Annotated in this window: 25 protein-coding genes; 14 read left to right on the top strand and 11 right to left on the bottom strand. The window is 47.7% G+C overall.

The window, feature by feature from the left end:
• The first annotated feature begins 58 nt into the window (after nt 1-58).
• On the top strand, nt 59-1,411 hold the full coding sequence (locus Q0386_RS09740; RefSeq protein WP_299030318.1) for a PAS domain-containing protein: 1,353 nt from the start codon (nt 59-61) through the stop codon (nt 1,409-1,411).
• Nucleotides 1,412-1,577: 166 nt separating this feature from the next.
• Here the strand turns inward: Q0386_RS09740 and tilS are convergent, their stop codons facing one another.
• Genes tilS through panC form a run of 3 tightly spaced genes read right to left on the bottom strand, consistent with a single transcriptional unit; the run spans nt 1,578 to nt 4,696 of the window.
• On the bottom strand, nt 1,578-2,564 hold the full coding sequence (gene tilS, locus Q0386_RS09745) for a tRNA lysidine(34) synthetase TilS (RefSeq protein ID WP_299030321.1): 987 nt from the start codon (nt 2,562-2,564) through the stop codon (nt 1,578-1,580).
• A gap of 1 nt (nt 2,565) precedes the next feature.
• Complete coding sequence (gene rimO / locus Q0386_RS09750) at nt 2,566-3,873, bottom strand: 30S ribosomal protein S12 methylthiotransferase RimO (RefSeq protein ID WP_299030324.1); 1,308 nt, start codon at nt 3,871-3,873, stop codon at nt 2,566-2,568.
• A 1-nt stretch (nt 3,874) separates the two neighbouring features.
• The gene (gene panC / locus Q0386_RS09755; protein ID WP_299030327.1) at nt 3,875-4,696 is read right to left on the bottom strand and encodes a pantoate--beta-alanine ligase; all 822 of its coding nucleotides are present in this window, start codon (nt 4,694-4,696) and stop codon (nt 3,875-3,877) included.
• Nucleotides 4,697-4,860: 164 nt separating this feature from the next.
• Here panC and Q0386_RS09760 point away from each other — a divergent pair, with 164 nt between their 5' ends.
• From Q0386_RS09760 to Q0386_RS09785, 6 genes are all read left to right on the top strand, one after another.
• Nucleotides 4,861-5,160: a DUF883 domain-containing protein gene (locus Q0386_RS09760; protein WP_298058698.1), complete on the top strand. Its 300-nt coding sequence runs from the start codon at nt 4,861-4,863 to the stop codon at nt 5,158-5,160.
• Between the two features lie 258 nt (nt 5,161-5,418).
• Nucleotides 5,419-5,655: a hypothetical protein gene (locus Q0386_RS09765; protein ID WP_298058700.1), complete on the top strand. Its 237-nt coding sequence runs from the start codon at nt 5,419-5,421 to the stop codon at nt 5,653-5,655.
• A 59-nt stretch (nt 5,656-5,714) separates the two neighbouring features.
• Complete coding sequence (gene prfB / locus Q0386_RS09770; RefSeq protein WP_297936516.1) at nt 5,715-6,815, top strand: peptide chain release factor 2; 1,101 nt, start codon at nt 5,715-5,717, stop codon at nt 6,813-6,815.
• A gap of 11 nt (nt 6,816-6,826) precedes the next feature.
• Nucleotides 6,827-7,132, top strand: coding sequence for a type II secretion system protein (locus Q0386_RS09775; RefSeq protein WP_299030332.1), 306 nt, complete (start codon nt 6,827-6,829; stop codon nt 7,130-7,132).
• The gene (locus Q0386_RS09780) at nt 7,129-8,472 is read left to right on the top strand and encodes an FAD-dependent oxidoreductase (RefSeq protein ID WP_299030336.1); all 1,344 of its coding nucleotides are present in this window, start codon (nt 7,129-7,131) and stop codon (nt 8,470-8,472) included. The genes Q0386_RS09775 and Q0386_RS09780 overlap by 4 nt, the downstream gene beginning before the upstream one ends.
• Nucleotides 8,473-8,493: 21 nt before the next feature.
• On the top strand, nt 8,494-9,102 hold the full coding sequence (locus tag Q0386_RS09785) for a tetratricopeptide repeat protein (RefSeq protein WP_299030339.1): 609 nt from the start codon (nt 8,494-8,496) through the stop codon (nt 9,100-9,102).
• A 397-nt stretch (nt 9,103-9,499) separates the two neighbouring features.
• Here Q0386_RS09785 and Q0386_RS09790 read toward each other — a convergent pair whose 3' ends face one another.
• Nucleotides 9,500-11,497 (bottom strand): TonB-dependent receptor, encoded by a 1,998-nt coding sequence (locus Q0386_RS09790; RefSeq protein WP_299030342.1) that lies wholly within the window; start codon nt 11,495-11,497, stop codon nt 9,500-9,502.
• 217 nt (nt 11,498-11,714) lie between these two features.
• Between Q0386_RS09790 and exbB the strand changes: the two genes are divergently transcribed.
• From exbB to Q0386_RS09805, 3 genes are read left to right on the top strand one after another with little or no spacing between them, the layout of a single operon-like run.
• The gene (gene exbB / locus Q0386_RS09795) at nt 11,715-12,143 is read left to right on the top strand and encodes a TonB-system energizer ExbB (RefSeq protein ID WP_002952142.1); all 429 of its coding nucleotides are present in this window, start codon (nt 11,715-11,717) and stop codon (nt 12,141-12,143) included.
• Nucleotides 12,136-12,513 (top strand): TonB system transport protein ExbD, encoded by a 378-nt coding sequence (exbD, locus tag Q0386_RS09800; RefSeq protein ID WP_002950018.1) that lies wholly within the window; start codon nt 12,136-12,138, stop codon nt 12,511-12,513. The genes exbB and exbD overlap by 8 nt, the downstream gene beginning before the upstream one ends.
• Nucleotides 12,479-13,336, top strand: a complete 858-nt coding sequence (locus Q0386_RS09805) for an energy transducer TonB (RefSeq protein WP_299030345.1) — start codon at nt 12,479-12,481, stop codon at nt 13,334-13,336. The genes exbD and Q0386_RS09805 overlap by 35 nt, the downstream gene beginning before the upstream one ends.
• Before the next feature lie 243 nt (nt 13,337-13,579).
• Here Q0386_RS09805 and Q0386_RS09810 read toward each other — a convergent pair whose 3' ends face one another.
• The 6 genes from Q0386_RS09810 to gap form a co-directional block, all read right to left on the bottom strand.
• Nucleotides 13,580-14,605 (bottom strand): NADH:flavin oxidoreductase/NADH oxidase, encoded by a 1,026-nt coding sequence (locus Q0386_RS09810; protein ID WP_299030348.1) that lies wholly within the window; start codon nt 14,603-14,605, stop codon nt 13,580-13,582.
• A gap of 193 nt (nt 14,606-14,798) precedes the next feature.
• Entirely contained in the window at nt 14,799-15,398 is a 600-nt protein-coding gene (locus Q0386_RS09815) for a DUF2625 family protein (protein WP_299030351.1), read from the bottom strand.
• Between the two features lie 109 nt (nt 15,399-15,507).
• On the bottom strand, nt 15,508-16,326 hold the full coding sequence (gene fabI / locus Q0386_RS09820) for an enoyl-ACP reductase FabI (protein WP_299030354.1): 819 nt from the start codon (nt 16,324-16,326) through the stop codon (nt 15,508-15,510).
• A gap of 304 nt (nt 16,327-16,630) precedes the next feature.
• Nucleotides 16,631-17,311 carry a triose-phosphate isomerase gene (locus Q0386_RS09825; RefSeq protein WP_299030357.1) on the bottom strand — a complete coding sequence of 227 codons (681 nt, stop codon included), beginning with the start codon at nt 17,309-17,311 and terminating at the stop codon, nt 16,631-16,633.
• Nucleotides 17,308-18,510 (bottom strand): phosphoglycerate kinase, encoded by a 1,203-nt coding sequence (gene pgk, locus Q0386_RS09830; RefSeq protein ID WP_299030360.1) that lies wholly within the window; start codon nt 18,508-18,510, stop codon nt 17,308-17,310. The genes Q0386_RS09825 and pgk overlap by 4 nt, the downstream gene beginning before the upstream one ends.
• A 16-nt stretch (nt 18,511-18,526) precedes the next feature.
• Nucleotides 18,527-19,522: a type I glyceraldehyde-3-phosphate dehydrogenase gene (gap, locus tag Q0386_RS09835; protein ID WP_299030363.1), complete on the bottom strand. Its 996-nt coding sequence runs from the start codon at nt 19,520-19,522 to the stop codon at nt 18,527-18,529.
• Nucleotides 19,523-19,836: 314 nt separating this feature from the next.
• Here gap and nadD point away from each other — a divergent pair, with 314 nt between their 5' ends.
• The 4 genes from nadD (at nt 19,837) to Q0386_RS09855 (ending at nt 22,169) form a co-directional block, all read left to right on the top strand.
• A complete protein-coding gene (nadD, locus tag Q0386_RS09840; RefSeq protein ID WP_299030367.1) occupies nt 19,837-20,409 on the top strand; it encodes a nicotinate (nicotinamide) nucleotide adenylyltransferase in 573 nt (190 codons plus the stop codon).
• Nucleotides 20,373-20,699, top strand: coding sequence for a ribosome silencing factor (gene rsfS, locus Q0386_RS09845; RefSeq protein WP_299030370.1), 327 nt, complete (start codon nt 20,373-20,375; stop codon nt 20,697-20,699). Before nadD ends, rsfS begins: the two co-directional genes overlap by 37 nt.
• 95 nt (nt 20,700-20,794) lie before the next feature.
• On the top strand, nt 20,795-21,058 hold the full coding sequence (locus Q0386_RS09850; RefSeq protein ID WP_299030373.1) for a hypothetical protein: 264 nt from the start codon (nt 20,795-20,797) through the stop codon (nt 21,056-21,058).
• 283 nt (nt 21,059-21,341) lie between these two features.
• Nucleotides 21,342-22,169 carry an alpha/beta hydrolase gene (locus tag Q0386_RS09855; RefSeq protein ID WP_299030376.1) on the top strand — a complete coding sequence of 276 codons (828 nt, stop codon included), beginning with the start codon at nt 21,342-21,344 and terminating at the stop codon, nt 22,167-22,169.
• A 259-nt stretch (nt 22,170-22,428) separates the two neighbouring features.
• Here Q0386_RS09855 and Q0386_RS09860 read toward each other — a convergent pair whose 3' ends face one another.
• Nucleotides 22,429-23,118: a hypothetical protein gene (locus tag Q0386_RS09860; protein ID WP_299030379.1), complete on the bottom strand. Its 690-nt coding sequence runs from the start codon at nt 23,116-23,118 to the stop codon at nt 22,429-22,431.
• Nucleotides 23,119-23,128: the final 10 nt, after the last annotated feature.

Consider the following 23,128-nt stretch of genomic DNA (forward strand, 5'->3'; position numbering starts at 1 on the left):
CAAAGTTTTTACTCTCCGCTTTTTGTATAATCCTTAAAATTTAAGTTAAGGATAAAAAATGATCAAATTTAACAACGCCGCCATCGCCTTGGCGACTGCGATTTTAAGGGATTATCTTAACGGAACGGCAAATTTTTTCGCCTCTAGAAAAGCTGCAAAATCGGAGCTAACGAAACTCACGCCGACAGATTTTAAAAACGTGCGCGCAAATTTGCTAAATTTAGGCTTTAAGAGCGAGTTTATCGACGAAAACGACGCCGAGCTATCAGAAATCCTGCGCGGTATCCTAACCGCCGAGCGCCCGCAGCTGCCAAAAGACCACCCCGTAGCTACCTACATCAGCGAAAACGACGCCGCGCGCGAGCTGATCGCAAAGGCAAAAGAGCTGTTAAAAAAGAAATTTATCAAAAATGAGTGGCTTGAAATTTACGACAAACTGGGCAGCTTTAACAGAACGCACTTTGCCAGAAAACAACACCAGCTCTACTCGATGCTCGAAAACAAGGGCTTTGACCGCCCGTCGCGCTTTATGTGGAGCTTTGATAACAAGGTCCGCGACGGTATCGCCGCAGCGCGCGAGCTACTAGAGGAAGGCAAGGCTGACGAGTTTATCGCGGCTCAGCACGAGATATACGAAAATCTACTCGATCTGCTCGGACGCGAGGAGGCGGCGCTCTATCCGACATCGCTGGAGCTAATCAGCGAGGACGAGTTTCGCGCGATGAGACGAGGCGATGACGAGATCGGGTATTTTCTCATCGAAAAACCGAGCGAATTTTATCCGTTAAATTTGAACTCCAATGACGGCTCGGAGACAAATTTAAAGGACGCAAATTTGCAAAGCGAGTCAAATTTAAGCGCGGCAAATTTACAAAACGGCAACCTAAACGAAGCGGTTTTAAATCCGAATTTCCTAAAAGAGCTGTCAAATTTGATGAGCAAATACGGGCTAAATCCAAACGCAAACAGCGGTAAAAACGCCGTTTTTGACGTCGCTACGGGCAAGCTCACGCTAGAGCAAATCAACCTCATTTATAAGCACATGCCAGTCGACCTCTCATTCGTCGATGAAAACGAGATCGTGAAATTTTACACCGACACGAAGCACCGCGTATTTCCGCGAAGTGCCGGCGTCATCGGGCGTGACGTGAAAAACTGCCACCCGCGCGAGAGCGTAGCTAGCGTGCTAGAGATCATCGACGCTTTTCGCAAGGGCGAGCGCGATGAGATCGACTTTTGGCTGGAGCTTCACGGCAAATTTATCTACATCTACTACGTGGCCGTGCGCGATGAAAACGGCGTATTTAAGGGGGTGCTAGAGATGATGCAAGACGTCACGCGCATCCGCAGCCTAGAGGGCAAACGCACGCTGGTGACGTGGGACGATCTAAAGAAAAAGTACGGGGATTGATCGTCGCGGCTTTTAAATTTGACAAATTCAGTTAGTCTTTGGCGGCGTTTGTATTTGCGATTTTGCCTGACCGCACAACCTTGCGCAAAGGCTATGCAAGGCGCTGCGATTAAATTTTATCAATCTTAAATTTTGTGTATTTTTAGCGGCAGTTGCATGCCAAAGCTTACAAAAGTTCTTTAAATTCGGATAGATCCGCGCCCTCGGCAAATAAAAATCCACGGTTTATCGGCGGGATTTTTAGAGTACGGCACGCTTCTTTAAATTTCTTATCCATCGCGGCTTTGATATAGGGCGTTACGAGAATAAAATTTTTGCCCGCGCCCACGGCTACCTTGCCGCCAAGCACGCAGTCAGCACCGTTTTCTAAGCAACGCGCACATTCGTTTCGCTGCGCCGAGCTTAATACGAGCCCTAGCCTCTTGCACGCCTGATCAACGCCGCGAAGCTCATTTGTGCCGCGTTTTATGAGATAAATTTTAGTCGCGAGATTAGAAATTTCGGGAGTTAAGCTTAACGCATCGGTCGCCAAAAACTCAAAGCTTTTTTTCACGCCGCTAAAATATTCGTTCAAAAACGGCTCACTAAATTTCGCGCGAATAAAGCCTCGTTTAAACCGGTCTGTTAAATTCGTCTCGTCGGTGAAGTATTTTAGGTTTCGCTCACGCAAAAACCGCTCCAGCTCGCACTTTCGCACACCTAGAAGCGGTCGAGCGATCATGTAGTCATCGCGAATTTCTAGCTCTTGCATACCAAGTAGCTCGCTAAGCCCAGCGCCGCGCCCAAGCTGCATCAAAAACCACTCGAATTTATCATCAAACTGATGCGCTAAGATCAAATTTTCATAGCCCTGCTCGCGGCAAATCTCGGCGAAAAACTCATATCTGGCCGCGCGCGCCTCGTGCTCGAAATTTGACGCGCCCAGCCGCACGCTTTTTACATAGATTTGTTTGTTAAATTTAGCCGACAGATTTCGCGCCGAGGCGACCTCGTCTTTGCTCTGCGCGCGGACGTTGTAGTCCACGATCGCAAGGTCAAATTTCACGCCCGCCTCGTCCAGAAGGTAAAAAAGTGCCGTACTATCGACGCCGTGCGAAAAAGCAAGCAGATTTCGCCTAGATTTTAGCTTGCGTAAAACGGGCACGCTTAGCATTTTAGGCCTTTGCCGTGATCTTGCCCAGCGCCTGGCTACCCGCTACCTGCGTGATCTCGCACCAGTAGCGACCGCCGGTTTCTAGCTGCTCCACGTCACTTTCGTTGATCAAAATTTCGCCGTCGATATCCTTGTCCCAGAGTGCCTTTTTCGCGGCATAAAACATCTCGCCCTCGCTGCTTTCGCCCTCAAGCGAAACGATAAATTTTTGCCCTAGCTCCTGCGCGAAACTCGCCTCGATCGCGGCGCGAGTAATCTTTTCGATCTTGCTTAGGCGCTTTGAGATGATTTTGGCCGGCACCTGCTCCATTTCGTATGAGAGCGTGTCCTCCTCTTTGGAGTATGCAAACGCCGAAACGCGGTCAAATTTAAACTCCTGCAAAAACGCGCAAAGCTCGTCAAATTCAGCTTCGCTCTCGCCCGGGTGCCCGACGATAACGCCCGTTCGTAAAAACGCATCAGGCGCGCTTTTCATCAAATTTAAAAGCTCTTTGATCCGCGCCGCGCCGCTTCCGCGCCTCATGATTTTTAGCATTTTCTCGCTCGCGTGCTGGATCGGCATATCAAAGTAGTTCACAAACACCGGCGAGGCGATGATACGCTCGATTAACGCGTTTGAGGTCGTGCTAGGATAAAGATAAAGTATGCGCGCGGTTTTGACGCCATCGATCTTTTCGACCGCGCCAATTAGCGAGATAAGCCCGTCGCTAACCGCGTGATCGCGCATATACGAGCTGCTGTCTTGCGAGAGGAAGCTAAAGTCGTAGTAGCCCTTTTTTACGAGCTTTTGCACCTCATCTACGATGTTTTCCAGCGCGCGGGATTTTAGCTTGCCTTTGAAGGTCGGGATCGCGCAGAAGCTACATTTTTGATTACAGCCTTCTGAAATTTTGATGTAGGCGTGGTAGTTTGAGCCCGTTATCACGCGCTCTTCGCCTGCTTGCAGGTAGGTGTCCGGGCTAAATAAATTTTGCTTTTTTAGGATGATCTCGTCGATCTTGTCGTAGTCTCCGACGCCGGTGAAAAGATCAACCTCGGGCAGCTCCTTCATTAGCTCCTCGCGGTAGCGCTGCATTAGGCAGCCCGTGACCACGAGCAGGGAGCCTTTTTTACGCGTTTCGTGCATATCCAGGATTGCGCGGATACTCTCCTCTTTCGCCGAGTTTATAAAGCCGCAGGTATTTACGATGATGACGTCGGCAGAGGCGACGTCGGGCGTGATCTCGTAGTTTGAGAGGCGTCCGAGCATGATTTCAGAATCCACCAGATTTTTGTTACAGCCTAAGGATACTAAGTGAAGCTTACCCATCTTATACCCACAGATTGTCGATCAGACGCGTTTTGCCGACATACGCGGCGACCAGGATGATGGTGTTGTCCGGTTCTATTAGCGAGATTTCGTTTAAATTTCTATCGACGATCGCGACGTAGTCGACGTTTAGCGGCTCTAGAGTTTGGAGCATCTCGCCTTTTATCGTTTGTGCGCTTAGCTCGCCGGCTGCGATCAAATTTGAAGCTTTTTTAAGCGAATGCGAAAGCTTAAGCGCCTCTAGCTTTTGCCCCTCGTCTAGGTAGGCGTTTCGCGAGCTAAGCGCCAGTCCGTCGCGCGCGCGAACGATCTCGCAAGGCACGATCTCTAAATTTAAAAAACAGGTCTTTACGAAATTGCTCACGATGAGTAGCTGCTGCGCGTCCTTTTTGCCCATATAGACGCGCTTTGCGTTTGTTAGATTAAAAAGCTTGTTTAACACGCGAAGTACGCCGTCAAAGTGTCCGGGGCGAGTCTTGCCCTCGAGCACGCTCGCTAAATTTTCAGGCGCGCTAATTAGCGGCTCAGTATCAAAATATAGCTCCCTAGCCTCGGGCGCAAACATCGCGTGCACGCCCAGCTCCTCGCAAATTTTAGCGTCGTTTTGTTCGTTTTTCGGATAATCTTCAAAGTCCTCGCCCGCTAAAAACTGCGTCGGGTTTACGAAGGTCGAAACGATCGCGGTTTTGTTTTCTGCTACGCACTTTTCTATGAGGCTAGCGTGCCCGTCGTGAAGTGCGCCCATAGTGGGTACGAAGCCGATATTTTCGGGATTTGCCGCGACGAAATCTCGCAGCTGTTCTGCTGTTCTTAAAATTTGCATTTTCTCTTCTTTAAAATATAGAAATATAAGACTAAAGATTATATCAAAAAAAACTAAAGGTATAAATTAACTCTAAGCAGCAATCTGTTTAGCGAGTATTAATCAATAAATAATAAAATTCTTCTCACGAGCTTTAGCTCCAAAATAACAAAAAAGGAACAAAAATGGCTACTCAAGAGATAAATTTGGAGTCTTTAAAAAAAGATATCGACTCTTTAAAAACAGACTTAAAAGACATTGTCAAGTCCATTAAAGACACAGGTACACAACGCGCAGAATCTGCTAAAGACAAAATTCTAGATCAACTAAATAGCGACGAAATTAAAAAATATATAGACGATCTAAGACTAAAAGGTAAAGACGGTATAGAAAACGTAAACGACGCAATAAAGCAAGACCCGATAAAAAGCATTGCTATCGCTGCAGGCGTTGGATTTTTAGCCGCTTGGTTGCTAAAAAAATAATGGCCAGTATATCTGAATTTATAGTTTCGGTAGTAGAGCTCGTAGACGCTCAAGCCGACGACATCAGGTGCTCTTTTTTAAGGAGCGCCAATTCTGTTTTATTAAATACGATAACTAGCGTAATCTGCATTATAGGTTTGGTATTTTTCTTACTGGGGCTACACACGCTCCTTGAAAAAACTATCGGAGAAATTTGGGCGTATTTTGCCTGCTCTGCTGTAGCTTTTTTATCTTCGATTATCGTATACAAGGTATTCCGTGCAAAGTGATATAACAAAAGAAAAGCTAAGAACAGTGGTATCGATGCTAGAGAACAAAAACACAGATAAAAAAAAGCTAAAACTCGAAGAGGCTAAACTAAATTTATTACTAAATGACCCACTACCAAACTTTTCAACAGAGCTCAACCTAATCAATAGAGGCAATATTAAGCAAGCCTTGATATCCATAATAGATAAACATTTCATAATACCTACTCTAAATAAAATTTTATAAACAACCTTAATCCAAATATGTTATAATCACGCCAAAAAGCACAAAAAAGGTCTTAAAATTTGGATAATTACGAATATACGGAACTTCTAAAAACCCTAAACACGAAAGTAGAAAATATCGCGGGCGTCGTAAAACCCGAGAGCATAAAAGCTCGCCTAAAAGAGATCGAGGAGCTAGAAAACGATCAAAATTTCTGGCAAGACATCGCAAAAGCGGGTGCAATCGGCAAGGAAAAAACTAAAATTTCAAATATCTTAAATAACTTCCTAAACGCCAAAAGCGCCGTAGACGACGCAAAGGATCTATATGAGCTGGCAAACTCTGAAAACGACGAAGAGACGATAAATTCGCTCTTTGCCGAGGCGGACGAGCTAGAGGACAAAATCGTAAATTTAGAGATTTCTATGCTGCTTAGCGGCGAGGATGACGGCAAAAACGCCATCGTCACCATCCATCCCGGTGCGGGCGGTACAGAGAGTAACGACTGGGCTAGCATGCTATACCGCATGTATCTGCGCTTTTGCGAAAGAGAGGGCTTTAAGGTCGAAACCCTGGACTTCCAAGAGGGCGAAGAAGCCGGACTAAAAGACGTAAGTTTTATCGTTAAAGGCGTAAATGCCTATGGCTATCTAAAGGCTGAAAACGGTATCCACCGCCTAGTGCGAACCAGCCCGTTTGATAGCGCGGGTCGCCGACATACGAGCTTTACTAGTGTGATGGTAAGCCCGGAGATCGACGACGATATCGAGATAGAAATCGACGAAAAAGACCTAAAAATCGACACCTACCGCGCGGGCGGAGCAGGTGGCCAGCACGTAAACAAAACCGAGTCCGCCGTGCGTATCACTCACGCGCCTACCGGCATCGTCGTGCAGTGTCAAAACGACCGCAGCCAGCACAAAAACAAAGCCACCGCGATGAAAATGCTAAAATCGCGCCTGTATGAGCTAGAGCTAATGAAACAGCAAGAAGCCGCAGGCAGCATCGAAAAAAGCGAGATCGGCTGGGGTCACCAGATCCGCTCCTACGTACTTTTCCCGTATCAGCAGGTCAAGGATAACCGCAGCGGCGAGGCATATAGCCAAACCGACGCGATACTAGACGGCGATATAAAAAAGCTCATCGAGGGCGTTTTGGTAAGTCAAAAAAGCATAAACTAGAAAGGAAAAATATGGAAATCTCAGCTCTTTTAAACCAACTAGGCTACAACGAAAACGACGCAACCACCGCGCAGGTTAGACGTATACTAAACAACTGCGACGGGTTAAATTTAAGCAGCATTATCACGCTAAACGACCACCTAAAACCGCTTGGCGGCTTCGTCGCGATGAGCGGTAGCGAGGACGTGTTTAAGATAAAAAACGCGGACAAAATGCCCGGTGCGCTAAACGTGATCGAAAACTGGGCTGAAAAAAACAAAATAAGCATAAAAAAAGTGAATGAAACTACGCACTACATATTAGGAAAAAACATATGAAAAACTACGATATCATAGTCATCGGCTTTGGCAAGGCCGGCAAAACTCTCGCCGTAAAAGCCGCAAATTTAGGTAAAAAAGTCGCCGTGATCGAAAAATCGGCGCAGATGTACGGCGGAACATGCATAAACATCGGTTGCATCCCGACTAAAAAGCTAGTAAATTTGAGCAAAGAGGCAAAATACGTCAACAATAACGTCGCGGGTGAGTATTTCACGCTAAGTATCGAGAAAAAAGACGCTCTCGTTTCCGCGCTTAGAGCCAAAAATTTCGCGATGCTTGATAGTAATGTAAACATCGACGTGATAAACGGTACGGCTAAATTTATAGATAAAAACAGCATCGAAGTAGCTACCGCAGACGGCTCAAAAAGCATGCTGACTGCGCCGACTATCGTTATAAATACGGGCTCGGTTAATGAAAAACCAAGCTTTGAGGTTAGTTCAAATTTGGCTTACGACAGCACGGGGATTTTAAATCTAAAAACGCTTCCAAAACACCTAGTAGTCGTGGGCGGCGGATACATCGGGCTTGAGTTTGCCTCGATGTTTGCCGAGTTTGGCTCAAAAGTTACTATCGTAGCTCGCTCAGGCGTACTAAAAAACGAGGACGAGGATATAAAAGAGAGCGTAAAAAACCTGCTTGAGACGCAAGGGATAGAGATTTTAGAAGGCTGCGAAGTTAAAAATTTAAAAAATAGCACGCTAAATTTCACCCAAAACGGCGAGGCAAAGAGCCTTGACGCGGACGCGTTTTTACTAGCGACAGGGCGCGTAGCGGCGACTGCGGAGCTAAATTTGAGCGCAGCGGGCGTACAAACGGACGCCAAAGGAAACGTGCTCGTAAACGAGTTTTTGCAAACCGCCCAGCCGCATATCTATGCGGTAGGCGACGTTCGCGGCGGCGAACTTTTCACATACACGAGCCTAGATGATTTTCGCATCGTCTTTGACAAGCTTTTTGGTGCGGGCAAACGAAGCACCCTAAACCGCTCGCCTCACGCTAGTGCGCTTTTTACCGAGACTCCGCTAGCTAGCATCGGACTAAGCGAAAAACGAGCCGCGGCACAAAATTTGGACTTTAAAGTCCTAAAACTCGCACTAGCCGCAGTACCCGGCGCAAAGGTAGTCGGCAACGAAACGGGCTTTTTAAAAGCGATTGTGGACACAAAAAGCGGTAAAATTTTAGGCGCGGCATTTCACTGCGTTTATGCAAACGAGCTTATCAACGAGATCGCCATCGCGATGGCTTTAGGCGCGGGCGCTGATTTCTTTAAAAATCAGATTTTTACCCATCCTAGCATCAGCGAAGCGCTAAATGACCTCTTTGGACAATTTTAAAAACGACGGAAAGGATAAAAAATGAGAAATTTACTTCTTGCCTTGATCGGGTTTTTGTTTGTAGGATGCGCAGCTTCAAGTGGCGGACCCAACGACAACCCCGACTACGATTTTAACAAACGCGCCATCGAAGTTCTAAAGCCAAAATGCGAAAGCGGCAACTACTCCGCGTGCAACGATCTTGCCATCAGCTATCAAAATTTACAAGATCATAAAACCGCTCTAAAATACTATGAAAGAGCGTGCAAAAATAACTATCAAGCCGCCTGCACAAACCTCGCCAACATATACCAAACCGGCCTTGGCGTAAGCAAAGACGCAAACAAAGCACTTGAAATCTATAGCACCTCATGCACGAACGGTGGGGCGTACTCTTGCTACTATCTGGGCGAGTTTTACCGCTCAAACGCCGACGGCAAAGAACCGGACTACGCAAACGCCATGTCGGCCTACGATAGAGGCTGCAAACTAGGCGACGTACCGTGCTGCACAAACACTGCGGTCCTCTACGAACATGGACTAGGCGTAGCGCAGGACGAGTCAAAAGCCAGAAGCATCTACCGCTCTGCGTGCTTTAGCGGTGACACGTCTGCATGCGACAATCTAAAAAGAATGGGCAGAAAGCAATAATAAAAACTGTAAATTTAACGCATTTAAATTCGGCGTTAAATTTACTACGGCGAGTCATAATTCGGCTCGCCTTTTTAAATTTGACCGTAGCAAATTTAACTTCAAATTTGCCCCAAAATTTACATCCCAATACCACCATCTTGAAAATATAAAAACCAAAAACCGTCCGTCAAATTTGACGCCGAACGCTCGCAAATTTAACCGCTCAAATTTAGGTTTTATTTTTGACGTTCCGTAGCAAAATTTTATTCGCTCCGCCAAAAAACAGGTTAAATTTGAGCGGATTTTACCCGCAAATAGCAAAAATAAACAACGCTAAATTTGAGTAAATTTTATAAAAGATAGAAAAAAGGGGCTCAAATTTAAGCCCCCCGGAAGCGTAAGTTTAGAATAAAAATTAAAATTTATAAGAGACGTTAACCTTAAAGTTTCTGCCCGGCTCCCAGTCGATCGCGTTCGCATCGCCCGTGTACTGAGCCACTCTTTGAGAGTGCGAGACGTAGGCTTTGTTAAATACGTTATAAACGCCCGCGTTTATCTCAAGTCCTTTAAATTTACCGCCGCTTGGCGCATAAGTGAGATAGATGTCGCTCACGGCGTAGCTCGGGATATGTACGGCAGCGTCGTTGCCAGCGCTCGTCGTGTCTTTCGAGGCAAAATAAATAAGATTATAACCCACAAGCGTATCGATAGCGTTTATCGAGTACTCGGCGTTAAAGGTGTATTTGTCGCCCTGGTCGCGGTAGCCGATGATGTTTGACGTGTAGTAGCCGCCGCTACCGTTACTCACGCGGTCTTTATATCTTACTTTTTGATGAGTATAGCTAGCACCTAAGCTTAGCGCATCGAGATTTAGTCTAGCCAAAAGCTCGACGCCGTCGATATCCGCGCCACCTGCGTTGATCCTATAAAGCACCGGATTTATACGCCCGCCTGCTGCGTTATTATCTACGATTAGGTTTTTGTATTTGGTTTTAAAGTATTTAGCTACGAAGCTAACGTGTCCCGTTTCGCTAAACTCGCCCTTGTAGCGTCCGCCGATCTCGTAGCTATCGCCCGTAGTGGCCTTTAGATCAGGGTTTGCCCTGTATCCTAGAGGCGTACCTCTGCTAGAGCCGCTAGCTAGCATAGACTCCATGACGTCAGGTCCCCTAAAGACTTTAGCATAGCTGGCAAATACGCCAAGCCCTTTCATAAACTCGTAATCAAGCGCGAGAGCGGGCGTAAATTCGTCAAATTTGTATTTGTATCCGCCGATATTTGCGCCAGTGCCGTTATAGGTCTTTAGCTCGTGGCGCTCGTATCTGATGCCCGGAGTCACGGTAAGCCCTGCAAATTTGATCGCGTCTTCCAAATAAAACGAGTAGTTGTTTACTTTTTCAGGGCGGTTGTTTTGCGGTTTGTTAAAGTTCTCGCTATGGTAGTACTCCGCGCCGTATCTTAGCGTCTGCGTCACATCGCCAGTTTCAAGCATCGTTTTTGCTTTCGCGCTTAGGCCTCTAGTTTTTACGCCCCATTTGCTAGCGTCGATCCTCTGATGTTTCGTATGATAGGCCGTTACGTCGAGATTTAGCAGCTCGCTAGGAGTAAATTCGTATTTTAGCGTCGTCGTATCGCGCTCGTATTTTCTATTATCATCGTTTGCGTGCCAGCTACCAAATTCAGCCCTCAACGGATAAAGCCCTTTGTAGTGGTTGTGTTCGTGAGAGAGCGATATCCTGTGCGCGTCTAAAAAGCTATATCCGAGCTTAAAAAGATAGCTAAGGTCGTTGCCGTCGCCGCCGATTTTCTTACCGTTGCCGCTCTTGCCGTAGTCATAGCCTTTGTGATTTATCGCGGCTATAAAATCAAGCCCCTCGACCGGCGCGGTAAAGACCATTAGCCCTTGCGAAAATTCGTCGTTGTTTGAGGCGTAGCCCATTTTGATTTTAGCGCCGATAATCTCGCCGTCATCTAGCAGGTCTCTAGCGTCCACCGTCCTAAAAGCCACTGAGCCTCCAAGAGCTCCGGCGCCGTTTACTACAGAGCGCGAGCCGACCTCAACGTCGATGGCTTTGATCAGATCAGGGTCGATTAGTAGGTCTGCGTTGTGGTGAAAGGTATTTCCATTTTGTTTCGCGCCGTCGATCGTGATGTTTAGACCGCGGTCGCTCACACCCCTCATGTAAATTTTTTGGTTCATGCCGTTCGTACCACCCACGTAAACGCCCGGGATATCGCGCATGACGTCTTTTAGTATACCTGCGTTTCTCGTGCTTATTTTTACGTCGTCTACGCCGTAGCCGCCGCCGGTGCTGCTTACCTCTACGCCGCTTAGCGTTACGTTCTCGGCGGCATTTGCGCCGATGGCCAAAGCCGCTACGAAAGAAATCTTCGCAACATTGTTAAAACTCATTTTTTCTCCTCTTTAAATTTACGAAAATTTGCGCCGATTTAGAAAAACATTTAAATTTTGTTTTCTTTAATCTGCCAAAATTTTTGAAAACGAATATTACAATCCTAAGACTAAATTTTAGATAAATTTATATAAAATATTACTTGCCTATTCGTTATTGACAATAAATACCATAATCTGATATAATTCACGCGCAAATTTTATAAGAAGGCATTAAATGGAATTTCTCAAACACAACGTCGATTACGTTATCATCGGTATTTTAGGGCTTATGAGCTTTGTCGTAGTATGGCTCACGATAGAGCGCTTGATCTTTTACGCAAACGTTAAATTTGAAAATTATAAGAATCAAGACGACTTTGAAGAGAGCGTAACCAGAAATTTAACAACGCTTTATATCGTTTATTCAAATGCGCCGTATATCGGGCTTTTGGGTACGGTTGCGGGCATCATGGTAACCTTTTACGACATGGGTATGAGCGGCGGCATCGATACTAAAAGCATCATGGTCGGCCTGTCTCTCGCGCTAAAAGCAACCGCGCTAGGCCTCATCGTCGCGATACCGACGCTAATGATCTACAACGCGTTTATGAGAAAAGTGGACGTACTCGTAAACCGCTACAAGGCTTCACGTGAGAATGCCTAAAAAAGAGGGATTAAACGTAATCCCGCTCATAGATATTATGCTCGTTTTGCTAGCTATCGTGCTTAGCATCTCTACCTTTATCGCTCAGGGCAATATCAAAATCGACCTGCCAAACAGCGAAAGCGCGGAAAAAAAGCAAGACGAAAACGATAAAATAGCCGTTTTAATTAATAAAGATAATGAATTTTTTATAGGCGAAGAGAAAATCGCCGAGGAAAATTTAAAAGAAAAGCTAAACGAGATAAAAAACGAAACATTAATAGAACTTAAAAGCGATAAAGAGAGCAAATTCGACTCGTTTATCAAGGTCATCGACATACTAAAAGAAAAAAATCATGAAAACTTCGCTATCACGACAACAACTGAATAGACGCGCCAGCTTTACGGGGCTTGGCGTTTCTATCCTGTTGCACTCCATCCTCATAGGATCTTTTATCAAATTTTACGAAGAACTAAAACCGATGCCGGAAGAAAAAAGCGTCAAGATAGCGCTAAATACCTTTACGCCGCCAGCAGCTCCACTCCCACCGGCACCTACCCCACCAGCGCCGCCGCCGCCGGAGCCGCCTGCGCCTCCTCCGCCAGAACCTGTCGTCACGCCGCCGGAGCCGCCAAAGCCGGTTGAACCGCCAAAGCCGATAGAAAAACCAAAACAAATAGAAAAACCGGTAGAGAAGCCAAAACCCGTGGAAAAGCCTGTGGAAAAACCAAAGCCAAAGCCTACGCCAAAACCGGTTAAAAAGCCTGAGCCTGAGCCGGAACCGCAAGTCGCACAAGCAACGCCGCCTGCACAGCCGTCGCCGCCTACTTCTACGCCGCCCGCAGCGCAACCAAGTAGTGCTCCAAGCTCGAACGTAAAATCAAATTTACCGCCTAGCGGAGCTGAAACGGTAGGAGAATTTAACTTCGCGACCTCAGCCGGCGACGAGAGATTTTCTAAAATCCAAAAGGCGATACAAAAGCATCACAAATACCCTAAACGCGCGCAAAAAATGCGCCATCAAGGCGTCGTAGAGGTTAGCTTTTTATACAAAAAAGACGGCAGCGTCCGCGACGTAAAGGTGATAAAAAGCTCAGGCTTTGAGACGCTAGACGAGGCCGCAGTCGAGCTCATAAACCGCGCGGCGCCTGACTTTCCGACGCTTGATCGCGACTACGTCATAAAAATCCCGGTTAGCTACAAACTCACGTAAATTTAAGCCGTTTTTGCGGCTTAAATTTCTGCTTTTATTCTACAAATTTAGCGCAATAAATCAAAAAATAAGCCACCATGTTTATAAATAAGCGCCGCTAAAATCGGCAGCAATCAAATCAAAATTGACATCGTAGCAGTGGTCCGAATTTACCAAACAACGCGCCCAAACGACTAATCAAAGTTACGCTAAATTTAGCCGATACGACTACTTTAAATTTATACCGAGCAACCTTGCTAAATTTTACTTAAACGCCCTTTTATACGAGTTTTCTATTAGCTCAGAGCACCCTAACTCACTCATCGCGGCTTGCGCGAAATTTGGATTTCGCAGCAGCTCTCTGCCGTAGGCCACCCCGTCGCAAACGCCGCCTAACAGCAGCGCCTCGCCCTCAGATGCCTTTGTGATGAGCCCGACCGCGATTACGGGTATGCCAACCGCCTGTTTTACCGCCTTAGCGTAGCTCGCCTGATACAGCGGAGTAAACGCAGGCACGCTATCCGTGCGCTCAAAAAATCCGCCCGCCGAGACGTGGATAAACGCCGCACCCAAAGCCTCGAGCTCTTTTGCTAGCCGCACGCTATCCTCTAGACTCCAGTCGCCCTTCACCCAGCTATCCGCGCTTATGCGCACGCCGACGGGGATTTGCACCGCGGCTTTTATCTCGCTTAAAATTTCTTTTAAATATCTCGTACGATTTTCGAAGCTCCCGCCGTATTCGTCGTCTCGTAGATTGATCTCAGGCGAGAGAAATTCGCTGATTAGATAGCCGTGCGCGGCGTGGATCTCGGTCGCGGCGTATCCTGCGCGCTGGGCTCTGACCGCGGCATCGACGAAAGCTTGCTTGACCGAGACAATGTCCTCTACGCTCATTTGTTTCGGCGTTTTGTAACTCTCGCTAAATTTTACCGCGCTAGGTGCGATCAGACCATCGCACTCGCTTTTTCTGCCAGCGTGCGCGAGCTGGACGGCCATTGCGACGCCGTACTTGACGCACTCCTTGACGAGCCTGGCGTGCGCCTCTAGCTGTTCGTCGTTCCATAGCCCCAGATCGCGGCTCGTGATCCTACCTCTAGGCTCGACGGCCGTGGCCTCGACGATTATGAGCCCGACGCCTCCCAGCGCGCGAGCGGCGTAGTGCAAGCGGTGAAAGCACCTAGGGCAGCCGTTTTCGTTTTTGGCCTTATACATACACATCGGCGGCATTACGATGCGGTTTTTGATCTGCAGATCGCCGATTTTTAGCGGCGAGAAAAGCAAGCTTTGCATGAGAAATCCTTTAAAGATTATTTGCGGTTATTTTAGGATATTTGTTTAAATTTATTTAGTTGAGTGCCAAATTTTAGCGACCACCCGCAAGCGGATGAGATTGTAAAAGCAAAAGCGTAAATCAACTATTATGTTAGTTCCCGTCAAATTTGAATTTACTTGCCGCCGTTAAAAATAGAAGCAAAGTACTCGTCTATGTCCATGCCGTTTTTTTCATCTGTTTTAGCTTTAGTTTTACGTCGGCGTCTCGCCAAAATATCGGCAGCAGCGCAAACATCACCTTATCAAGGCTAAAATTTTTTACATCATCACTCCAGCCATCCCAGCGGTAAAGCTCGTAAAATTTAGATATATCACTACAAGGCACCCAGTACAAAAACTGCGAGCAACCAAGCTGCGTATCTTCCCACTCGCCGCTATCTAGCACATAGTAAAAGACGTTGCCGGCCTTGCCACCAAATGCGCCGCCGCTTATCGCAAAAAATCCGCCCAAAATATCGTCCGCCACGAGCAAATAACTAGGCATCTGCCCAGCCTCGCTAACGCTTTTGCCAAGGTTAAAGCTGTAAATTCCACGCTTCATACACTCACAGCCAGAGCCAAGCACGCGCAGCCAACCGCCGTCTACCACGATACCGCCGCAGCCGTAGGCAAGCGCGCCCATGGGCGATCGAGTGGCTACTTGAAGCCCCAAAAGCTCGCTTTGCGCCCTGCTCTCATCACGCGGTAAAATCTCATAGCCATTTTTGGCCTCTTTTGGCCTCTCTTCTATTAGCGCCCAGCCCCGACTCATTTGTGTTTATAAGCTCGCTTAAAGCCCTCATCGCGCGTTCTTTGGTCAAATTTAATGAAATTTAAAAGAAGGATTTGGCGAGTCACCCCGCCAAATTTATCTCAGTAGATTATTTTGCATCCCAAGCTAGGATCGTGTTGCCCTCGGCGTCGGTCGCCACGTCGCCCATGCCCATGATGTTGTAGCCGCAGTCGACGTAGTGCACCTCGCCGGTCACGCCGCTAGCAAGGTCGCTGAGTAGATACATCGCGCTGTTGCCGACATCATGCGTCGTGACGTTGCGTTTTAGCGGGCTATTTACCTCGTTGTAACGTAAAATCATCCTAAAATCGCCGATACCGCTTGCCGCAAGCGTCTTGATCGGGCCTGCGCTGATGGCGTTTACGCGGATACCGCGCGCGCCAAGATCGTGAGCGAGATAGCGCACAGAGCTTTCAAGAGCCGCTTTTGCGACGCCCATTACGTTGTAGTGAGGCACGAATTTTGGTCCGCCAAGATAGGTGAGCGTAAGAACCGAGCCGCCATCTTTCAGCACCGGAAGCACCGCGCGCGTGAGGCTCAGTAGCGAATACACGCTCGTACCCATCGCGATATCAAAGGCTTCTTTTGTAGTGTTTACAAACTCGCCCTCTAGCGCTTCTTTGGGCGCATAGGCTACCGCATGCACGACGAAATCTATCTCGCCAAGATCTGCTTTAATGCGATCCGCAAGGCCGTCTAGGTGGGCTTGGTTGTTTACGTCAAGTTCGTAGACGAATTTGCTCCCAAACTCCTCAGCGATCGGCTCTACGCGTTTTTTCAGAGCGTCGTTTAGATAGGTAAACGCCATCTGCGCACCCTGCGCGTGACAAGCTTCGGCGATGCCGTAAGCGATAGATTTGGCGTTAGCTACGCCGACGATGAGGCCCTTTTTTCCTTTTAAAATCATTATTTCTCCTTTCTATTTTTGCTTGGTTTTTGAGTGCTTTTTGGCGATTTTGTTAAAATTTTGCTCAGCAGACCATCCGTCTAACCTACACAAATTTTAACTGCAAAGCCACAAAAATCATCTCAAGATCCTTCGCAATTTGAAATTTATAAATTTACAAAATTCGACAAAACGCCAAATTTTAAACATAAATCGACAAGCGGAAATATCGCTAGGCGGATTTAAATGTTTTGAAGTAAATTTCGTCCCAAGACTAGGCATATAGCCTGTCGCAGGGCGAAATTTACGAAATCATTTAAAGGCGTCAGCGAGATGACGCGCTAATAAGTTCCAAAAAGCTAGAGGCGTCCCAGCTCGCCGTACCCACTAGCACCCCGTCACAGCTTGCGATACCCGCTATCCCGCCGATATTTGCTACATTTACGCTACCGCCGTAAAGCAGCGGCGCGCTCGTTTGCTCGCGGATGAAATTTAAAATATCTCGGGTCTGCTCCACGCTAGCGCTCTTGCCCGTGCCTATCGCCCAGACGGGCTCGTAGGCGATCAGCAGCCGCTCGTAGCCAAGATCGATATTTTTTAGCTGCTCCGCTAAAAACTCCTTCGTGCCGCCAGCTTCGTTCACGCTCAAATTTTCGCCGATGCAGTAGATGATCTGCCAGCACGCCTCTACGGCGAAGTCAAATTTAGCGCGTAAAAGCTCCTCGCTCTCGCCCAGCTCTCGCCGTTCGGAATGCCCGATCAGCACGCTTTTTATGCCAAACTCGTCCAGCATCGCCTTACCGATCTCGCCGGTGTGAGCGCCGCTTTCGCACGGGTAGAAATTTTGCGCGCCGAGTTTAAATTTATGAGCCGCAAGATCAAGCGCGCTAAACGGCGGAAATACCGTAACGTCGTCGTTTGTGCTCAAATTTGCGTCTAAAATTTGAGCGTATTTAGCAAAGCTCGCTCTCGTGTGATTGCACTTTAAATTTGCTAAAAACCTCACTCTGCAGCCTTTCTGAGCGGTTTTATGCCCGGCAGCTCCTTGCCCTCGATGAGCTCCAAGCTAGCACCTCCGCCGGTCGAGATAAATGTCATCTCGTCGGCGTCTCCCGCGCGCTCGACGACGTCGGCCGTATCGCCGCCGCCCACGACCGTAGTCGCGTGAGTGTCGATGATGGCGTGGCTCATTTTGATGCTGCCTTTGCTAAATTTATCCATCTCAAAAACGCCCATCGGCCCGTTCCACCAGATGGTTTGCGCGTCGGCGATGACCTCTTTAAAGAGCCTTATCGACGCCGGCCCGATATCTAGTCCCATCCAGCCGCTCGGTATCTCTTGAGCGGGGACGAATTTTACGGCGCTTTCGGCCGAAAAAGTCTGAGCTGCGACGACGTCTACGGGCAGGTAAATTTTAACGCCAAGCTCTCTACCCTTGCGCAAAATTTCACGCGCATCGTCGATGAGATCCTCTTCAAGTAGCGAGTTTCCGATATTTTCGCCGAGCGATTTTAGAAACGTAAACGCCATGCCGCCGCCAATGATCAGCTTATCCACGCGCGGAAGCAGGTTGTGTAGGGCTTGCAGCTTGCCGCTTACCTTACTACCGCCCACGACCGCGACGAACGGACGCGCAGGGTGTTTGATGAGATTTTGAGCGAAATTTATCTCCTTTTGCAGCAAAAATCCAGCCGCCTTGTGCTTCTCGTCGTAAAATTTAGTGATCGCCTCGACCGAGCTGTGCGCCCTGTGGCAGACGCCAAAAGCATCGTTTATGTAAAATTCGCCGTATCTAGCGAGCTCAGCGGCTAGCGCCTCGTCGTTTTTGGTTTCGCCCTTTTCAAAGCGCAAATTTTCAAGAAGTAAAATTTCGCCAGGCTTCAGCGCAGCGACTTTGGCTTTGGCGTCCGCGCCGACGACGTCCTCGGCAAATATCACGTCTCTATCGAGCAGCCTCGAAAGCCTCTTTGCCACGCCTCGCAGCGAAAATTTCTCCTCAAAGCCATTTTTGGGACGTCCTAGGTGGCTAGCCAAAACCACGCTGCAGCCGTTATCTAGGCAGTAGCGGATAGTTGGTATCGCCGAGCGGATACGGCGGTCATCAGTGATGTTTAAAAACTCATCCATAGGCACGTTAAAATCGCACCTGACAAATACCTTCGCGCCGCTAAGCTCAAGGTCGTTGATCGATAAAATTTCACTCATTTTTCACCCTTTAAATTTACTTCGTAGCCACGATCTTAGCTAGGTCCACAAGCCTTGTCGAGTAGCCCCACTCGTTGTCGTACCACGCAAAGACCTTTACCATATCATCAGCGATGACCTGCGTCGTGTCGCTGGCTACGATGCTGCTGTATGCGCTCGTGCAAAAGTCACTGCTAACTCTATAATCGTCATCGACAAATAAAATTCCCTTTAAATTTGACTCCGCAGCCGCTCTAAACGCCTCGTTTATCTCATCTTTGCTGGCCGGTCTTTTTAAAACCGCCGTTAGATCGACCATCGAGACGTTTGCGACCGGTACGCGGACGGCTTGGCCGTGCATCTTGCCGTTTAGCTCGGGAAGTACTTTTGCGATAGCTTTTGCGGCTCCAGTGGTCGTAGGTCCGATATTTAGAGCGGCGGCACGTGAGCGGCGGAAGTCTTTGGCCTTTACGTCTACTAGGCTCTGTCCGTTTGTGTAGGCGTGGATCGTGGTCATGAGCCCTTTTACGATGCCAAATTTATCGTTTAGTACTTTTGCGACGGGAGCTAGGCCGTTTGTGGTGCAGCTTGCGTTTGAGACGATTGCTTCGCCTGCGTATTTATCGTCGTTTACGCCCACTACAAAGGTCGCCGTGTCATCTTTTGCAGGAGCGCTCATGACGACTTTTTTGATACCGCGAGCTAGATATGGCTCGCATTTTTCAGTGGTTAAAAACTTGCCCGTACACTCCAAAACCACGTCTGCGCCGTAGTCTGCGTAGCTAAGCTCGTTTAGATCTCTTGTTGAAAAAACTCTTATCTTTTTGCCGTTTACTTCTATAAAATCGTCGCTTATCACCTTAACGTCTTGCTTAAATTCGCCGTGCACGCTGTCGTATTTGAGCAGATAGCGCGTCATGTCGCGCGTCGCCGTGTCGTTGATAGCGACAAGCTCAACGTCGTCTCGCTCTAAAATAATACGAGCAGCGCACCTGCCGATACGTCCAAAACCGTTGATCGCGATTTTTACCATGTTTAGCTCCTTGTGCTAGATTTTCCGGTCGCTTTCAAGCGCGCGGAAAGGTTATTTTCATACTTTTAGCTTTTTGCACGTTAAATTTACCGGCCTCAACCGATGCCAAGCGCATAAATTTAAGCCTCTCTAAAGCCCGCCTTTGCAAATTTTGACCCTCGCTTGCTCGCCGAAAAACGAGCCTTGCGAGCCCAAAAATCCCCAAATTTTACAAAATCTCCATTTAATTTGCGCTTTATCGGCGAATTTTTTGATTTTCAACCAATTTTCACTTCAAATTCGCTAAACTGCACCGAAATTTTAAAGGCAAATTTATGAAAATCGCGCTTTTCGGCGGTAGTTTCGACCCGCCTCATCTCGGGCACGACGCCGTCGTTAAAGCCGCGCTAGAGCAGCTAGACGCGGACAAGCTCATCATCATGCCGACCTTTATCAGCCCGTTTAAGAGCGAGTTTTCCGCTCCACCGCTGCTTCGGCTAAAGTGGGCGAACGAGGCTTGGGGCGCGCTGCCTAAAGTCTGCGTGAGCGACTACGAGATCGCGCAAAACCGCCCCGTACCGACGATAGAGAGCGTGCGGCACATGCGGCAAATTTACGCTGTGAGCGAGCTTTATCTCATTATCGGCGCCGACCATCTAGCAAGCCTGGATAAATGGCACGAGATAGACGAGCTCTTTAAACTCGCGACCTTCGTCGTAGCTAGCCGCGGCGACGTAGCCGTGCCTGAAAATTTTAAAATTTTAAACATAAACGAGCCCGTTTCGTCCTCGCAAATCAGGCAAAATTTGGACAAAAGCCTGATGATACCGCGCATAGCCGACGAGGCGGCGAAATTTTACCAAGGAAAAACATGCAAGAAAGAATCGAACGAGTCATCAAAATCCTAGACGCCAAAAAGGCCGAAGCTATCGAAGCTATCGACATGAGCGGGCGCGAATACATCGCAAAATGCGTCATCATCGCCACCACGATGGGCGAGCGCCACGCCTACTCACTAACGGACGACCTAAAAGAGGGGCTAAAGGACGAAGGCGAGCAGTTTTTAGGCATCGAAAGCTCCGGCGACTGGGTCGTGATCGATCTAGGCGACATCCTCATCCACCTCATGAGCGCGCAATACCGTGCCAAATACAATATCGAAGAGTTTTTAAGCAAGCTAAAAGAGGTAAAAGCTTAAGCTAAATTTAGCTCGCCGCGCCAGTAGCGTCAAATTTGCCTAAAGCATGCAGCGGACGGTAAATTTGACCAAAGCCGCCGTTTTAACGCTAAGATTTGCCCGATCTTGCAAGCGGCGTGCTTGATTATTTTAGTCAAAAGCCGACATCGCAGGCTTTTGCTTTTATTTTAAAAAAGTCAAATTTGAAGCGGACGTCGTCAAATTTAGCGACTCTTCAAACCTATACCGCAAATTTAACTGGCGTAGCAAAAATGAAACTAAAAACCTACGCTAAATTTCTCCTGACCGCAAAATATCCCGCGGCAAAAATCCAAAAGCTAAATAAAATTAAAAATTATCTTGCGAAATTTGACTTTTAAGAGGGCGGGCAAGAAGGAAAGTTTGCGGTCAAATTTGGCTCCAAAGCCGGCAAGATGGGTTTTGCAACATTGAATTTCGACCGAAAATTTAGCAGAGAACTGATGGTGAGCGGGCATAAAACACAAGTTAAATGCATTTGGCGGCAAAGCGACTTTAATACCGTAATTTAAAAGCCGACTGCCATGAGTTTTTCCTGCGTTTTTAGCGATTATTTTATAAATTAAAAGGCCGGCTTAAATCTAATTTTTATATAATTAACCAAAGTCAATATAAAGGATACTTATGTTTAGAAAAACTTTTGTTTTATTAGTTGCGCTCTTTACGGCGCATTTGTTTGCGGGCGACGCGTACTTGCACACGAGCGAGTCAGCCCAAAAAGGCGTAGCGCAGGCTCAAATCGCGCTTCCAAAAAACGTCACGGGCGGCGATATTTACGTCGGACCTTTTAAAGATGCTCCAAAGACGCAAGCCAAAGCGCCGGTCGTAGTTTTCTTGCACGGTTCATCGGGTATCAACAACAAAATAGGCCTTGACAAATGGCAAGAGTGGCTCGCAAAAGAGGGCATAGCAAGCTTTATGTTTGATAGCATGGCCCTAGAAAACAGGATAACATACAAATCTCCGGCAGATAAGGAGATTTACGAAAAAGTCCATTCGCTACGCTCTAGCGAAATCAAAATCGCCTTGGATGCGCTAAAAAACACGGAATGGGCAGATACAAGCAAGCTGTTTTTAGCCGGCACCAGCGAAGGCGCGGTGGCTGTAGCCAGATATGAGGGCAAGGACTTTTTAGGCAAGATTATAAACTCTTGGTCGTGCGAGGAGAATTACTTCGTAAAAGAGCACAAAACGGCGCTTAACGATACGCCGGTTTTAAATTTAGTAAGCGATCAGGATAAATATTTTTCTCAAAAAAATAGCTATCTAGGCAACGAAAACGCCACCGGAAACTGCGCCGCAGCTTACGGCGAGAAGAAAAATGCGATAGTTTTACTCTTGCCCAATGCTCCGCACACGCTCATAAATTTGCCCGCCGCGCGCTTTGCGACCGTTTCTTTTATCAAAAGCATACTTGAAGGCACGTTTGACGCCGATACGATCGGCGAGTAACGACCGATAAATTTGCGGCGATGAGGTCTATAAATTTTGTCGCCGCGCTTTTTGCCGATGCGTAAAATTTGAGCCGAATTTGAGCGGCCTAGCGACAAAATACTTCGTTTTAGATTTTTGTATTCAAATTTGGTAAATTTATTTTAAATTTTAGCATTTAAAATTTGGGTCAAGTTTGACAAATCTTAGCTCCGCATTTTATTTGTCAAGACCGGCATTTTAAAAACGATAAAATTTGAGCCGCTATGCCGCGCGCCTCTTACCACCGATAAATTTTATCCTCATAAGCGATCAGTCTAAATTCCTCTTTGTGGTTGCCGTTGCCGATCGTGTGGCTGTCTTGGCCCGCGCCCAGGCGTAGTTTATGCAGCCTGCCGCCGTATGTACCGACGAATAGCACGCTGCCGTCCTCGCTTAGAGCCATAGACTTTATCGTACCGCCCAGATAGTGGCGCCAAATTTTACGCCCGTCCTTGCCGACTGCTTTTATGTAGCCGTATGCGTCGCCGAGAATGTAAAAGTCCTGCGTCGCCACGCCCGCGTAAACTCTCATCGCATCGTCGATCAGCGTGAAATTTTTCTCGCCCTCTTCGTCATACGAATAAGCCTCAACCTCCAGCCCTCGCTTTAGAGCCGCCCTGTCCACGCCGATCGTGACGCCGTTGTAGAAGTGGCAGGAGTTCGTGATGAGCTGCGTATCGTCCGCGCTAAAGAGGCAAAAGTGCGGATACGAGCTCTGCGCGCCGATGCTGCCCAGTCGCTCGCCCTCGCTATCCATCAGGACGTGCTCATCGGTATCTTGCTCGCCCGCGACGATAAGAGCGTTGTCGTTTGATAGCGCCGCGTTAGCCATGTCGATATAGAGTGCAGCGTTGCCGTCATCGTCCTCGTAGAGCTGTCCGTCCTCATAGATCGGATGGATGAGCTTCGCGCCACTTTGCGAGATCAAAAAAATTCCG

The sequence above is a fragment of the uncultured Campylobacter sp. genome (assembly GCF_938045625.1).
GTDB lineage: Bacteria > Campylobacterota > Campylobacteria > Campylobacterales > Campylobacteraceae > Campylobacter_A.

Coding starts and splice junctions, on each gene's coding strand:
- Q0386_RS09740 (WP_299030318.1), top strand. CDS start 59: ATGATCAAATTTAACAACGCCGCCATCGCCTTGGCGACTGCGATTTTA.
- tilS (WP_299030321.1), bottom strand. CDS start 2,564: ATGCTAAGCGTGCCCGTTTTACGCAAGCTAAAATCTAGGCGAAATCTG.
- rimO (WP_299030324.1), bottom strand. CDS start 3,873: ATGGGTAAGCTTCACTTAGTATCCTTAGGCTGTAACAAAAATCTGGTG.
- panC (WP_299030327.1), bottom strand. CDS start 4,696: ATGCAAATTTTAAGAACAGCAGAACAGCTGCGAGATTTCGTCGCGGCA.
- Q0386_RS09760 (WP_298058698.1), top strand. CDS start 4,861: ATGGCTACTCAAGAGATAAATTTGGAGTCTTTAAAAAAAGATATCGAC.
- Q0386_RS09775 (WP_299030332.1), top strand. CDS start 6,827: ATGGAAATCTCAGCTCTTTTAAACCAACTAGGCTACAACGAAAACGAC.
- Q0386_RS09780 (WP_299030336.1), top strand. CDS start 7,129: ATGAAAAACTACGATATCATAGTCATCGGCTTTGGCAAGGCCGGCAAA.
- Q0386_RS09785 (WP_299030339.1), top strand. CDS start 8,494: ATGAGAAATTTACTTCTTGCCTTGATCGGGTTTTTGTTTGTAGGATGC.
- Q0386_RS09790 (WP_299030342.1), bottom strand. CDS start 11,497: ATGAGTTTTAACAATGTTGCGAAGATTTCTTTCGTAGCGGCTTTGGCC.
- exbB (WP_002952142.1), top strand. CDS start 11,715: ATGGAATTTCTCAAACACAACGTCGATTACGTTATCATCGGTATTTTA.
- exbD (WP_002950018.1), top strand. CDS start 12,136: ATGCCTAAAAAAGAGGGATTAAACGTAATCCCGCTCATAGATATTATG.
- Q0386_RS09805 (WP_299030345.1), top strand. CDS start 12,479: ATGAAAACTTCGCTATCACGACAACAACTGAATAGACGCGCCAGCTTT.
- Q0386_RS09810 (WP_299030348.1), bottom strand. CDS start 14,605: ATGCAAAGCTTGCTTTTCTCGCCGCTAAAAATCGGCGATCTGCAGATC.
- Q0386_RS09815 (WP_299030351.1), bottom strand. CDS start 15,398: ATGAGTCGGGGCTGGGCGCTAATAGAAGAGAGGCCAAAAGAGGCCAAA.
- fabI (WP_299030354.1), bottom strand. CDS start 16,326: ATGATTTTAAAAGGAAAAAAGGGCCTCATCGTCGGCGTAGCTAACGCC.
- pgk (WP_299030360.1), bottom strand. CDS start 18,510: ATGAGTGAAATTTTATCGATCAACGACCTTGAGCTTAGCGGCGCGAAG.
- gap (WP_299030363.1), bottom strand. CDS start 19,522: ATGGTAAAAATCGCGATCAACGGTTTTGGACGTATCGGCAGGTGCGCT.
- nadD (WP_299030367.1), top strand. CDS start 19,837: ATGAAAATCGCGCTTTTCGGCGGTAGTTTCGACCCGCCTCATCTCGGG.
- rsfS (WP_299030370.1), top strand. CDS start 20,373: ATGCAAGAAAGAATCGAACGAGTCATCAAAATCCTAGACGCCAAAAAG.
- Q0386_RS09855 (WP_299030376.1), top strand. CDS start 21,342: ATGTTTAGAAAAACTTTTGTTTTATTAGTTGCGCTCTTTACGGCGCAT.